This window comes from Pseudomonas sp. NFACC04-2 (genome assembly GCF_900119265.1).
Lineage (GTDB): Bacteria > Pseudomonadota > Gammaproteobacteria > Pseudomonadales > Pseudomonadaceae > Aquipseudomonas > Aquipseudomonas fluorescens_AA.
Map to the genome: position 1 here is coordinate 177,813 of NZ_FPJC01000001.1, position 15,354 is coordinate 193,166.

2 protein-coding genes are annotated in these 15,354 nt (G+C 63.8%); one reads left to right on the forward strand and one right to left on the reverse strand.

Features of this window, described 5'->3' with window-relative positions; all coding sequences use genetic code 11:
- Position 1: 1 nt before the first annotated feature.
- Positions 2-2,575 (forward strand): bifunctional diguanylate cyclase/phosphodiesterase, encoded by a 2,574-nt coding sequence (locus tag BT125_RS00850; protein WP_072404451.1) that lies wholly within the window; start codon positions 2-4, stop codon positions 2,573-2,575.
- A gap of 76 nt (positions 2,576-2,651) precedes the next feature.
- Here the strand turns inward: BT125_RS00850 and BT125_RS00855 are convergent, their stop codons facing one another.
- Positions 2,652-15,281: a filamentous hemagglutinin family protein gene (locus BT125_RS00855; RefSeq protein ID WP_072404452.1), complete on the reverse strand. Its 12,630-nt coding sequence runs from the start codon at positions 15,279-15,281 to the stop codon at positions 2,652-2,654.
- Positions 15,282-15,354 lie beyond the last annotated feature (73 nt).

Consider the following 15,354-nt stretch of genomic DNA (forward strand, 5'->3'; position numbering starts at 1 on the left):
TATGACTGAAAATGCTGGCAACGACTCGATTGTCCCTTCCCCGGGCTCGCCAACCCGTAGCTTCACCCGTCGCACTTTTCCGGCCATCATGCTCCTGCTCTTTGTCATGTCCGCACTGGCGATCGCCGTGCTGCTCAACATCACCGGCGCCCAGGACCGACGCGCCCGGGAGCAGAGCCTGTTTTTCGCCCAGCGAGCCATCGAGGGGATTCGCACCGGCATCGGTCGGGACCTGAGCGACTATTCCAAGTGGAGCGACGCCTACCGGCACCTGCATGTCCAAGTCGACAAGGAATGGGCCTATGACCAGGAAAACGTCGGCAGCAGCGTGTATTCGCTCTACGGTTACCAGGCGGTGTTTGTCATTTCCCCGACCGGCAAGACCGTCTATTCGGTGATCGATGGCCAAATGAGCGACGTCGATGCCGACACCTGGCTGACCGGCGACCTGCGCGCCCTGTGGAACAAAGCCAGCACCGAGGAAAATCACGACGAAGTGGTCGTCGAAATGCTGCATCACGAAGATGCCCCGGCGTTCGTCGCCGTGTCCGCCATCACCACCGGCACGGACAACAGCGTGGCGCAAATTCCCGGCCCGCCGAGCCTGATGCTCTTCGTCAAGGTCCTGGACCCCGGCGCCCTGGAAAACCTGGCACGGGACTTCGCCCTGCCCGATGCCCATATCGCCAGGACACCCGGCCCAGCCGATACCGCCCAACTGCTGCTCGACAACCTGACCCTGGAGGCCCTGGCCTGGCGACCACAAACGCCAGGCCAGGATCTGCGCAAGGTGCTGTTGCCTTTGCTGGCCCTGGCGCTGCTGATACTGGGAATCCTGGCGCTGGCCGTTCTGCGCCATGCCTTGGTGATGCTTCGCGCCCAGGAAAGTCAATACGCCAGCCTGCTGGCCCACCGCAAGGCGCTGGAACGCAGTGAAGAACGTTTCCGCGACATTGCCGAAGTCTCATCCGACTGGTTGTGGGAGGTCGATTCGACCGGGACGCTGACCTACCTGTCGGAACGCTTCGAACAAGTGACCGGGTTCAACCCCGCGGAGTGGCTGGGCAAACCTCTGCACCGGCTGCTTCATCCCCATGGCGGCTCGATCTCGATTGCCCAATGGCTGCTCGGCGGCGCTAACAGCCTCTCTTCGGCACCGCTGCTGTGCGAGTACACCGCGCGCAACCAGCGCATCCGCACCTGCAAACTGTCGGTACGGGCCATCGAGGCCGGCACCCTGGGTTTTCGCGGCACCGCCACCGACATCACCGATGAATTGCGGGCGCTGGCCCAGATCAAACACCTTTCCTTGCATGATCCGCTGACCGGGCTGGCCAACCGCAACCGCTTGTTCGATTGCCTGCGCGAACACCTGGACCGCCCTGATCGCCCGCCTCTGGCGCTGCTGAACCTGGACATGGACCGGTTCAAGCCGGTCAACGACTCCCTGGGGCATGCCGTGGGCGATAAAGTGCTCAGGGAAGTGGCGCATATCCTCCAGCAAAACGTCCGTGACACCGATCTGGTGGCGCGCCTGGGCGGTGATGAATTTGTCATTGTCATGCCAGACCCCGGCGACGCCGACGATCTCGATCAACTGTGTGAACGGCTGATCGATTGCATGCAACGGCCCATGCACCTGGACGGCAATACGCTGTACCTGGGGGTGAGCATCGGCGTTGCCTGGGCGCAGCCCGGTGACGAACGCGCCGATGAACTGTTGCGCCACGCCGATATCGCCTTGTATGCGGCCAAGGCAGCAGGCCGCAACACCTGGCGCGTGTATGTGGAAGCCATGGGCAACCTGGCCCGCGACCGGCGGCGATACGAGCAGCAACTGCGCGACGCCATGCAGCGGGACCAACTGGAACTGCGCTACTTGCCTCGCTTCGATGTGAGCGCCGAGCAACTGCACGGTTTCGAAGCCCAGACCTTTTGGCACCATCCCGAGAAAGGTGAGCTGGGCGGGGCCGACTTCATACCGGTGGCCGAAACTTCGGGCCAACTGGAAGAGCTGGGTACCTGGATGTTGATCAATGTCTGTGAAGAGGCCGCGACCTGGCCGAGCGCCGTCAATGTCTCCATCGCGGTTTCACCTCGGTGGTTCAACAGCAACTTCCTGCTCAACCAGGTGCAAGAAGCCCTCGAAGCGAGTGGCCTGGCGCCTCACCGGCTGACCCTGGAAGTGGCCGAAGGGGTCCTGCTGGCCGACCACAAGACCGTCGCCAGCACCCTCCATGCGCTCAAGGACCTCGGCGTGCGGATCAACATCGACAAATTCGGCACCAGCATCGCCTCCCTGCGCGAGGTACTGGACCAGCCGTTCGATGGCATCCGCTTCGATCGCAACATCCTTTCGCAGCTGGGCCTGGAGGACGACAAGGAAGGCGTCCTGGCGATGATCCGGTTGAGCCGCAGCGTAGGGCTCATGGTCACCGCCGAAGGCATCGAAAACGCTCTGCAATTCAGCCAACTGCGCAACGTGGCCTGCGACCATGTCCAGGGCCCGTACTTCGGCGCGGCACTGGCCCGCTCGGAAATGGCCTCGTTCTTCACCACGCCGCGGTGGCTGTAACCCACTTCCCCCGTTATCGCGAGCGAGCTTGCTCGCGATAAGGCCAGCACAGCCCACCTCACTGCAAGCTCAATCCCTACAAACTCAACCGCCCCCGCTCCTCCTCGGTCAGCCGCTGGCGGTTCTGCTCGTCCAAAGGACCCGCGCCCAGTACTTGCACCGGGCTGGCCGGGTCATAGGCCCGAGGCGCGTCGCGGTTGGCGCCATCGCGTGACGGGGCCAGTTGCTCGGAGCCAAAACTCACCACCTGCACCGTGAACACCGACGCCTGGTTCTGCCGCGCCGCGTTCTGTTGCTGACGGGCCACGTCTTCAGCCGCTTGTGTGGCCGAAGACGCCGCCGAACTGGCCGAGGTGATCGCCCCAGTGTTCACCGAAGCCGTCAGCGGCACGCCGGTGGATTTGCCCTGGGTCTGGATGTTGGCAGCATTCACCACGGTCAACGCCGCGATGTTGACGTTGCCCGACACCCGGATTCCCGCCTCGCCCGCATCGATGGTACCCAGCGGCGCGATCAGGTCGATATCCCCCGGTGCCACTTCGGCAATGGGGTTGAGGGTGGCGATACCGGCCCCGGTGCTCGGCACCGAAGGCGACAGCGTCACGTTGCCCCAGGTGTCGTACAAGCGCTTGGGCGGCGTGTACACCACGGTGGTCTTCGAACCCCGGCCGGCGTTGATGTCGCCCTGAGACGACCAGCCGAGGATCGAACCGCCAAAGGTGGTCATGATCCGGCTCTGCCCCAGCAGGATGCTGTTCTGCGCATACAACTGGATATCGCCCTCACCCTGGGTGATCACCCCGGCGGTGGACGGCGGCGCGTTGCCTTCGATGCCGAACGTCTGTCCGCCACCCGGGGTGAGCATCTGGATACTGCCACCAAAATCGGTGTGCACCCCCGCTCCGCCGAACATTGTGATGTCGCCCTTGTAGGTGATCGGATTGCCCGCCACATCCTTGGCCGGGAACAACAAGTCGATAGCCTCCCGGCCCCGCAGGTAGCTGCCCTGGCGCACGCCGCCGACTTCGTTGTACTCACGACCACCGGCCTTGAGCTCGGCGAAGTACACGTCACGGGCAAATACCCGCTGCTGCTCGGCCGGCAGCGCCGCGAAGTAGCTGCGGGCCTGTTCGCTGTCGCCACTGAAGCCGAAGCGCTTCTCCAGCCAATCCACCAATTCGGTTTCATAGGTCTTGGCGACCTTGCCGTCCTGGTTCGCCAGGGGCACACCGGCCAGGGCCTGGTTCGCCGGGTCCAGGTAGGCCTTGACGAAGCGTTCGTAATCCGCGCCGTTGAGGCCCGCGCCGGCCTGCAACACCAGGCTCGCGCCAGGGCGCGAATCCCCCGGCACCACGGCGCCGAGGCTGGTGATGCTGACCTTGTCGTTCATCAGGATATTGCGCCCGGCGGTGATTTCCAGCAGGCCGGGGCCGGCGACGTTGAAATTGCTGTAGAGGATGTCGCGCCCGGCGGAGACGATGGAGATGTCGGTGGGGTTGTTGTGGATGAAGAGGTTGCCGGCGACGGTGTAGTTCCCACCGTTATTCGCGTCCCCGCCTCGGCCGCCGCTCAGAGGGATACCGCTGCTGACAATGTCACGTCCGGCCATCATCCATACCGGGCCGGCACCCTCGTAGGCAGTTTGTCCCAAGCGGCTGTCGGTCGTGCTGGCGTAGGTCATGGCCCGGCCAGTATTGATCGACAACAAGTCGCCCCGCAGCGCATAGAAGCGGGCAGGATCGGTATGGGCGCCCCACTCGCTTGAGGCGGTGCTGCTGTCGAAAGCCAACAGCGGCAGGTTCGTCGTGGAGGTCACACGGTTACCGTCGGCCGAGAGATTGCTGACCACCACGCTGCCATTGACCAGCCCTATAAAGGCCGGTCGCAACGGCATGGCCAAGGCCGCTGACGAAGCACCGGAACGACTGACCGTCAGGTCACCGCCATAGATGGAATCGCCAGCCAGGAACTGCAGCTCGCTGTTACCACCAGGCGCCAGCAGCAAGGCCGAGCGAAAGCTGCCATCGTAGCCTCCCATGCCAAGGGTCTTGGCCTCACCGTAGTAAAGACTGCCACTGGCCGCCACGGCGCGCAGGATCGATGGATAGACCACCGCCAGGTCCGTTTCCAAACCCACCGTCAACGGCGTCAGGTTGCCCCCGGAAGACCATAGGTCGATGGCCGTGTTGGCTGTCCACAACGAAAACCAACTTATCCCCGAACCGTTGGCCGACCCGTTTCTAAACGGCGAGACGCTCATCATCGGCGCTCGGCCCGGGTCGGCGACGTCCTGCACAACGAGGTCGCCCTGAGTCGAAAGATTGAAGGTCGCATCCCCCGGCATCAGGGTCAGCCCACCCGACGCCACCCCACGGGTGGACCGGAAAGGATCGTAGGCTCGCGTCTCGCCAGGGGATTGGTCTGAGACCTGGTTGCCATAGCGCAGGTCAATCCGGCCGATGGCACCGCTGTCGATTTGCGCATGCCCCCGCAGGTTAGTGACCACACCGTTGAGATGCCCATCCAGATAAAGGCTCTCAGGGTTCAAGGCGCCGCCCACTCGCAGGTTGAGATCGCCGCCACCGGTCAACTGCAGGCTGCCATCGGCGGCGACCCTTCCAGTGCTGCCAACCGCGAGCACCAGCCCCTGACTGCGCGGGTTGATGTTGGTGTTGAAGCTGTTACCAGCGAGTCGGCGCAACACGCCTGCATCGCCACCGACCTGCACATCCAGATCACCGCCGCCCAAGGTCCCGAACCCGGTGAAACCGGCCATCTGATCAGCGCCTCCTGACTCTGTCGACGCGGTATAGCTGCCAAAATTGATCCACCAGGCCGTCGGCTGGCCGCTCACCGAATCACCGTTGCCCTGGCGCCAGATCCAATTGCCAACATTGGCCGAATCCTGGCCCTTATCGGTAGGGTTCGGTCGCCCGATAGGGGTGGCGGCAGGCGCGGTCAAGTTGCCGCTGAGATCGCCGCCAACCTTGAGCAACAGGTTCCCGCCCGCATCCGGATACCAGGCGCGGTAGATGCTCTCTGTGCCACCATCCACGAGTTTTTCGTAGCTGCCATTCTCGTCGTTGAGCACCTTGCCGTTGGCGCCCAGGGCTTTGGGTTGGTTGTAGGGATCGCCCGGGAACGTCGGCGTTGACGAGGTGCCGGCAGTGTAGATGCCGAACAACGAGTCCATGCGCAGGCTGCCGCCGCTGAGCAGTTCCAGGTCGCCGGTGCCGGTGCGGATAACACTCGGGCGGGTACTGCCGGCGACCAGCTTGTAGTCCACGCCGAGGGCCGCACACATCTCTGGCGCATATTCGCAAAGCGCCTGGACCGAATCGAACCCGAAAAACTGGGCAGCCGACGCATCTATCGGTGCCCCTGCCTTGACGTCATAACCGGACCCCGCCAGCGCCTCCACTGCTGCCTCAGTCCACTTGTAGGAAGATTGCAGCGCACACATGAATGGAAGGTCGGCACAAAAGGCATCGACCGAAGCGTAACCAAAGGCGCCAACGATCTCTTGGTCGATGGGCGCGCCAAGCTCGACAGTGACCCCGGCGTTCAGAAGCTCTGCGACCCCTGCCTCAGTCCAGAGGAAAACGCCCTTGGCCGGCACGGGTTTGCCGAACATGCCGTAGTGGCTATCGGCAAGGCGCAAATCGCCATGTAGCGGTTCGGGCTGGACGATCCGGCTGTCCGCCGCCGTCGTATCGGCCCCAGCCACCAACCGCAGCGACCAGGATTGCGAACCCTCGGCAAGCATCGGCGCAATGGCCCACATCCGCCCCTGGCTGCCGGCAATTTCCGGACGCAGTTGGATCGACTCGACGCCATCGGGTAACTTCACATCGGTACCGGACGGGATCAACGAACCACGGCTCAGTGCCAGGCTGCGGTCCAGCTTGAGGATGTTGCTCTGGGCATTGCCCGCGTTGGCCACGTTGGGCAACGCAACGCCCTTCGGCCAAGTGAAACCGAGCAACGCGGTAGGTGCGCTCAACACGCTGCCGGCCCCCAGTTGCGAGCCGGCTTGCAGGGTCTGGGCCTGCTTCAGCAAGGTGCCCGCGGCAAACAGCAGATTGCCGGAGGCATCATGCACGGCGGCCGCCAATACGGTGCCAGCGGGCAGCTCCAGTGGCTGTTCGAGAATCGCCGCCACCGGCAATCGGGTCCCCGCCGCCAATGTCACGCCTTTGATCGGCAAGTCGTAGTTCAACGTGGTCCCCGCCGGGAAGGCCGTGCCTTCGGCCAAAGTCACGCCGGCACCGGGTACGACGATGTCGCCACCCGTGAAGTCGATGCCGGGCAGCAACACCCAGCCCTTGTCATCCTGCGTGGCCGGTGGAGGTGCGAAACCGTCGTTGATGCTGCCGTAGATGCTCAGGTCGCCCCCGGCGCGCAGGGTCAACGCACCGGCCTCGCCGGAGCCGTACACGGCGGTTTTCTGCGTGTGCGGATTGACGCTCGCATAGCGATAGCCGGACAGGTCCAGGTCACCCTGCACCACCAGGTCACCGTCGGCGGTCGCACTGACGATCTCGACGCCAGGCCGCAAGTGGAACGCATCGGCATAACGGGCGTTGTTCAGGCCGGCGAGTTTGCGTTGCATTAAATCGTCGTTGTCCAGCGCTGCGTTGATGAAGGCTGTACTGTCCTGATGCTTGCGGTCCAGGTACGCCTGGTCGATGACCTGATAAGGACGACCGCTGGCCGCCGGATCGCTGCCATACTCCGCGTCGTTGTACTGCCACATGCCATTGACGGCGATCGACCGCGCCCCCTGGATATCCAGGTTCCTACTGGCGTCGATGGCAATGTCACCGAGGGTGGCATTAGGGCCGGCGCGCCGGGCATTGAGTTCCAGGGTGCCACGGGCGCGGCCGTCATGCTGCCCGGCAGGCGCCGCAGTGCCATGGCGCAGATCGATACGAGCGCCGTCGGACAAGGTCAGCACACCGGCGCGGGAAGTCAGGTCGACGGTGGCACGGTTCGGCGAGTCGATGATCTTGCCGTAGCTGTCCACCCGAAGGCGGTTGCCGTGGGCGTCGAGTACCGCGCTGCTACCCAGGGTCAGGGAGTGCCCGGCCGAGAGTCGGATGCTGCCAACCCGCTCGCCGCTGGCGTCTACCTTGCCGTTGAGCAACAGGTTGCCGTTATCCAGCGATACGCTGATGGTCGACGCCTTGAGCCCGTTGCCGATCACCAGGTCGCCCTGTTTGAGCTGGAAGCCACGGGAACCGTAGACCTGCCCATCGTTCAAGCGCTGGTTCAACGCCGCAAACTGCTCGCTGAGACTGCCGCTGCCGCCCAGGCGCTGGGCCTGGATTTCCACGCTGCCGGCCAGGTAAGGCATGGCGGTGCCGCCGGCGTCGTATTCGCCACTGCTGCTGCCGAGGATTCGTCCTTGCAAGTCGACCAGCCCGGCCGCCTCGCCCAACGCCACCGCACTGAGCCGGCCAGCCTGGTTGTTGCGAGCCGAAAGGTCGATGCTTGAACCATCCGCCTGGCGGATGTTGCCGTTGCGGCTTTGCAGGATCACCTCGCCACCGGCACTGTAGCGCGTGACATCGTTGAAGGTGATCGCCCGACCGGCTACATCGATCAACGCCTCATCGGCCAGGGTCAGATCATCCGTCGCGCTGAGAGTGAGCTTGCCGCTGGGCAACACCACGGCACTGGCCAGGTTGAGACTCTGGCCCTTGAGGGACAACTCGCCCCCAAGCCCGGAGACGGTGCCCGGCTTAGCGGCGGTACCGGCCACATTGACCGCCCCGCCCGCCGTGATACGGTTGACCGACCCGGCTTCACCGGTGAGTAACGGGGTGAGAATGTTCAGGTTGCCACCACTGTAGGCGTAGCCCGTTTTCGCGTCATAGACGCCCTGGCTTTGATACACCGCCAGGCTGCCCTTGTGATTGGCGGTCAGACGCTCGCTGGCGCTGAAATTGACGTTGGCAAAGCCCAGGGCCAGACGGTCCAGGGTAGTGACCGAGCTCGGCTGGGCGAATTCACCGTAGCCAAACTCGATGCGCTGGGCCTGGATGTCCAGGCGACCGGCGCCGGTGCCGGCCCCGCCGGCGATGACCGAACCCGGCGCGCCGACGGCACCGTTCCAGATCAGGTTGGCGGTGCGGATGGTCGCTACGTCATTGGCGTCGCCGGCGCCATAAATCGCCGGGGTGCTGAGCATCAGGTTGGCCAACCGCGACTTGCCCGTCGCCGAGTCATAGGTGTCGAGACTGACTGTGCCGTAGAAGTTCAACGCCTCACGAGCCGACAGTTCAAGAGTTTCCAGGGCCGGGGCACCGTATTCGGTGTCCCCGCGCAACAGGCGATCGAGTGCCGTCTGGCTCAGGGTCAGACCGGCCGGCAAGACATTACGCGCCGCTGCGTCGCTCAATGCCGGGGAGGTACCGACGTTGATATTGCTCAGGGCCAGCGTCAGGTGGCGGGTGCCATAGCGCACTCGATCGTCCAGTTCCAGGCTGTCCCCGGTAGCGGCGGCGATGCTGCCTTCGGAATGAATCCGGGTGACGCCACTGCAGGGCGTCAGGCTGCATCCACCAATGTTGATCGTGCCGTTGCTGCCCGATGAGGGTGCCAGCACGTTGAGCAAGCCGTTGGAGGCGGCCAGCAAGCTCAAATTCTGGCCATTCACATTGAGGTCATAGACAAAACCATCACGGGCATCGTAGGCCGCCGTGCCACGGCCGATGGTGTTGATGGCCGCGCCTTGTTCCATCGACAACTCGCCGTTGGCCACCAGGAAAACTTCCGGTGCCGCTAGCGTCGCGCCTTCACGCAAGATCACCCTGGACGACGCTGCAAATGTCGGCGTGATGTAATTTCCGCTCTGACCATAGAGCGTATAGAACTGGCCGCCAATCACCTGACGCGATGCGTTCAACGCATTGAGGCTTTCGGCATTGAGTGTCACACCCTCGAAGCCAGCCGTAGCTCCGCGTCCATCAGCCACTACCTCCAGCGCGCCCCCCGCATTACCCACTACCGTGACAGTGCCGCCGTAGCCACCTTTCTGAGGCGCGAACTTACCAATTCCCTTGAAGGAGAACGCTTGGTCTCCCGCCCCTGGGGCCAGCTTCAACTTCAACGTCTTGGCGTCCACCGGCAATAGGGCCCGAGGCACGCCCAGGCGTGCGGCGTCGGCTACAGCGAACTGGGCATAGCTAGTTTCGTTGTACTGCGAATAGCGACGCAGCACATCGCCTGAGGTCAGGATGATTTGGCTGGCCAAACTGTTGCGCTGCTCGGTATTGGCCACCGACAGCACCCCGGCAGTGGTCCAGGAGCCGTTGCGCATCTGCAACGCACCCGTCGTGGAACCCTGACCCGCGAGGCCGTTGACCTCCACCCGGAACGCCCCAGGCAACAAGGCATAGGTGGACGGCATCAGTGTATAGGTACCCGCGGCCAGCCCCGGCACACCGGCACCGATGGTGATTTGCTGGCCGACCCTCGGGTCGACGGCGCCGCCCTCGGGCGCCACTGGCGCGTATGCACTCTGATTACCCGGCACAATGGCATAGACCGGGTTGCTGGACAGGCCAGGCAACGTAAAGCCGCCGTTGGCACCGATTTGCACCAGCGGGTTGAAGCGCGCATCGGTGGAACCACCACGGCCGGAGATGAAACCGGCGCCGAGCAGATCACCGCCACCGGAAAGATCGAGCATCGAGCCTTCCTGAGCCATTACAGACTTTCCGCCCAGAATTACGCCGATGTTCAGATCACCGTTGGCAGACGGCATGGCCCCTTGCCCCAGGAACACCACCTTCTTGCCCGCGTACTCATAACTCTGACCATCGACGGTACCGCCATAAGGCAGCACCAGACCGAGGCCACTGACTGAAGTGAGACTATTGGGCAGCAAATCCACCCGGGCAGTGACGCCAGTGATGTCATTGGTGCCGATTTCAATTAATCCCAACGGCGCCCGAACGACCCCACCCTGCTCGATCTGCGCACTGCCCAGTTGCAAGTGACCGAATGCCGAATAAGGCACTTGTGGTATGGCCTGGGTGGTTCGTCCGATAACCAGGCTGCGCCTCGGATCGTAAAGAGAGGTGCCGTTAGATGTGCCCCATCCATACCCCGCCAATACCCGAGCCCCAACCCCGGTCGCCGGATACAGTTGCGCCGCTTGCAGGATCATGTCCGAAGGGGTCACCAATTGTGTGGTAAAGCCCGTAGGCAATCCGTCGCTGGAGATCCCTGCCAGGAATCGCATATCACCGCTGCTGCTTAACTGGACCCGGTCGAACCCGGCGCGCTCAAGCCCAACCATGGTGCCATCGGCCTGTCTCAGCATGCCTTTGCTGCTGAACATCACATTGCCTTGCACATCCAACAGGTCCGCGTTGACGGAAAATAGCGCTTTGTTCGCCAATAGAGACACCCCGCCACCATCGACCACTGGCCGGGTGTAAGGATCAAAACTCGGTCGAGTGGTCGCCAGCCCTGTCGCAGTAGACAGCAACACATGGGGTGCATTGAACTCGACCCGGGTATTGGCTGGCGCGGTTGCACTTAATCCAAAGCTGCGGGCGTACAGGCTCAGGCTTTGTCCGAGGGACATCGACAGGTTGCCATCGACGCTCATCAGTCCGTTGCTCAACAAGGACAAATTGTCGAAACCACCGGCCTGGACTTGATCGACGCCTAGCCGACCGTGACCGTAGACCAGCGAATCCGCCGATGTTTCAGCCGTGTCGCCAAGCCGATGTGCCTGAGCCACCTGTTCCAACACCAGTTCACGCACGTTCAACACCCGACCATCGACTGCGCTTCTCAGGTAGTAGGGAGTTTCCAGCGCCACCGACAGGCTGCCCCCCGCCGCTCCGGCACCTCCCGAGCGGGCGCTTAGTGCGCCGTCCAGATACAGGCCATTGGCCGACGCCAGGGAAATGTTGCCGCCGTTGCTCGCCACTAACGAGCGCCCCTGACCAGCGACATCCAGCACGGCCTGGCTGCCATCCGCTTGCAGACGGGCACCGTCGCGCACCACTACGAACAGTTCGGAGGCCGAAGTCGATCCTTTCGCGGCATCGATCTGGCCGCCAATGACAATCTGCCCGCCGTCACGCACCAGGCCATAGGTCTGGCCGCGCATATCCTGAGCTGTCATCGCCCGGCTCGATACATCGATCAGCGCCTGCTCGCCCAGCCAGATGGAACGACCGTGGCCCTGGGCATTGACTTGATCGCGAACCGCATCATCGACGCTCAACTCGGCAAGGCTGACCCGCCCGCCCCAGGCGTTAAGCGTGCCGTTGGCGGTCAATTGCCCGCTGCTCCGGACATCGATGCCCTGGCCTGGATCAACGGTAATCACACTGCCCTTGCCCAAGCTCAATACCGTACTGGCCATGTCGGCCGCGCTGGAGTTTGGCGTGCCTGCGGTGAGATTCAGGCTCGCGCCGCGACGCTGGGTCAGGACACCTTTGACCGCGTCTTCCTGATACAGCTCCGGCGTCCAGCGCTGCAAGGCAGCGGCCGGCTCCGCGTCGCTGCCGGTGACCAACGCCTGTTCACCAACACGGTACACCGGCATCGTCACATCGACCCGAGTCCCGTCGGCCACAGTCAGACCTTCGTTGCCGGTGATGTCATAGGCCGAGAAACCCTTGTCGAAGAAATCGCCGTCCAGCTGCAGAGTGCCGGCTTCGAGGGGGGTGCCGCTGTTGCCAATCAGCACTTTGCTGGCCGCCAGCTTCAAGGTCCCGCCGCCACTCACGCCAGTACCGCGCAGTTCACCTTCGAGGTTCAAGTCGCCGTTACCGGACGATGCGCCAGTACTTGCGGTCAAGGTCAAGTCCCCGCCCTTGCCGCCGCGAGTCTTGCCATCGGCCATCACGGCAGCGCCGGAGCTGACGTCGATCAGGCTGCCCTGCCGCACATCAATATCGCCACTGCTACGCACGGACACGCTGCCGCCGTTAATGAACGGCAGACCTTGGCGGTCGTTGCCGTCGAGCAGCAGATTGCTCCAGCGTCCGGCGGTGTTCAGCTTGACGCCTTCGCCCAATGTGACCGTCGCCCGCTGTCCCGCAACGGGTGAAAGCGTGACGTCTCCCATCTGGAAATTATCGGTCCTGACCTGCTTGAGGATGTTACCCAATACAATGCGACCACTGCGGGCCGTCAGGTCGGCGTTCAATTCCACCTGCGGCGCATAAAGTGTGATATCCCCGCCGTCGGCTACCTTGAGTGCGCCGTCGATCTTGACGCCTTCAGCAGCCGCTACCTTGACTGCGCCGAGCTGGAAGCCATTGAGCAGCGCGTTATCCAGCACCAACTTGCCTTGCCGGTCGCTGCCGACCGCCGAGGTCAGGTCCAGGCCCGCGGCAATCTTATCGGTCACCTTGCCGACGGTGACCTGATCGAAGGTGGGGTTCAGGCCACTGTTGATCACGCCGCTGGTCTTGTCATAGATCGGTGTGTAGCTGCCCACCCACAACTGGGCCCGACGGGCCACGGCGTTTTGCGATTGCTGGTAGCCGTCGAGGTTGAGGTTCGGCGCCTGGGTCTGGCGTTCGCCCTGGTAGACCTCGCCGATAATCTGGCCTTCCAGCACGGCGTTGCGGGTCGACACCACCAGCTTGCCGGCATCGCGGCCGACGGTGTAGCCGGCCTCGAAACGCTCGCGAGGGGCGATCAGCGGGTTGTAGTAGTAATCGGTCTGGCCCCAGCGCTGGCTGTGGTCTTCGTAACCCTTGTAGATGCCGGTGTAAAGGATGTCACCCGGGGCCTTGGACAGCTCATACAGACGACCATTGGCACCCTTGAGCCAGGATTGGCGCAGGTACCCGCTCTGCACATCCAGGGTGCCACCGGACAGGTTCAGTTGCGCCGCCTGCTGGGTCACCACGTCGTTACCGGTAAACGTCAGGGTGCCGCCCTGGGCCGCCCATTCGCCGACGCTGTGCCCCTGGGTGCCCAGGTAGCCGCCGACTTCCAACAGACCACCCGCTGTGTACCAGCGGTCAGTGGCGTAACCGTTGGTGCCCGCCGGGACATAGACCAGGTCACGCACGTCGACCCACACATCGTTATTGGTCAGCTTGCCGCCTTCGCGGTTGATCGGCGCATCCCGTTGTTCGTTGCCTTGGACGTTGACCTTGATGGAATTGGACTCCATCGCCACTTTGACGCCGATGGCGCCGGACACGTCGATCACCGCGCCATCGCGCACCAGGCTGCGTCCCGCGGCGCTGACCGCAACCTGCCCGCCGGTGGCCAGGGTGATAGAGCCGTTCTGGAAGTCGACGCTGCCACCGCTGACGATCTCGACCCGCGACTGGTCGCTACGGTCGACCACGCTGCTGAGGTTGTTGAATTGACCGGTGATCAGGTTGTTCGGCGTGCCATCCAGGCCGGCGGGCCCGGCATTGCGTTGGCTGTCCAGCGCGCTGCCGCCCGCGGCGTCGAGCAGCACGGCGGTGGCGCTGCCCTGCCCCAGGGTCACGCTGCCGCCGGTGTCGCTGATGGCGTTGAGCAAATGCACGGTGCCGCGGGTGTCCACCGAACTGCTGGCCACCGCCACGCCGTTCTGCTGCACAGTGTGCCCGGTGAGGGTGATGTCGCCGGTGCTGGCCTGGATCAGACCATTGTTGATCACCGTGCCGGCGCTGCTGCCCGGTTTGAGCGACGTCGCCACCTCATTACCACGAGTGGTGGAGCGCGAGTTGCCGCTGGTGCCCTGGCCGCGACGGATATAAAAACTGTCGCCAGCCGCGAGGGTGGTCTGGCCCTTGGCGGTGATGATGGAACCGGCGTTCTCCACTTCCGAGCCCAACAGCAAGGCATAGCCACCGCCTGCGGTGGAAGTGGCGGCGCGGTGGGTTTCAATTTGCGCACCGCGTTGCACTTCGACCTTGCCGGCGGCATCGGTGAAGGTCGGCTGGGTGCCGGTGGCATCGACATACAAGCCGCGCTGGCTGAACTGCTCATCGCTGATATTCGCCGCCACCGCCGCCAGGTTGCGCACGTTGACCCGGCTGCTGCCGCTGAAAATGATGCCGTTGCGGTTGACCAGCATCACCGTGCCGTTGCCCTTGACCTGACCCTGGATCTGGCTCGGTCGCGCCTGCGGGTCGTTGACCCGGTTGAGCACGGCCCAGTCCGACTGCTGCTGGAAATCCACCGTGGTGTTGCGCCCGACGTTGAAGGTTTCCCAGTTGAGGATCGCCTTGTCGGCGGTCTGCTCGATCTTCACCGTGGTCTTGCCGCCGGCCTGGGTCTGCTGCGGTCCCTTGGCGTTGAGCCAACCCTGGGTCAGGCTGTTGTCGACCTTGAGCCCGCCCTCGCCCAGCCCGTCGGGCACGACCTGCACCTGCCCGAACGCCGCTTGCCGCCCGGCGGCCTGCGCCGCCTGCTGGGCCGCGATGGCGGCCACGGTGTTGTTGAGGTTGGTCAGCGAACGCTGCAACTGCGCATTGGCCCGTTGCTGTTGCGCCAAGGGCGGCGGCATGCCTGGCAACGCCGTCGTGGGCCGTGCCGCGCCACCGGCCGGGGACGCGCCCTTGGCGGCAAACCAGGCCGAACTGAACGCCGTCGCCGCCTGGGTATTGCCGGCCATCAGCAGCAGGGCAATGGCCTGGGCCAACGGCTTGAGCCGCAATATCGACAATTCGCCATCGCGACGGGAAGCATTCAGGGTCGTCTGGGGTTTGCAGCGCAGCATCCTACTTATCCTTTCGGGTTCGCTCTAAGGGGCGCAACGCAGTGCCATCAAGCTGCCAGCGTTGGTTATAGGG

What these genes read in the sequence shown, in the direction of transcription:
- BT125_RS00855 (WP_072404452.1), bottom strand. Translation starts at nt 15,281, where the DNA reads ATGCTGCGCTGCAAACCCCAGACGACCCTGAATGCTTCCCGTCGCGAT.
- BT125_RS00850 (WP_072404451.1), top strand. Translation starts at nt 2, where the DNA reads ATGACTGAAAATGCTGGCAACGACTCGATTGTCCCTTCCCCGGGCTCG.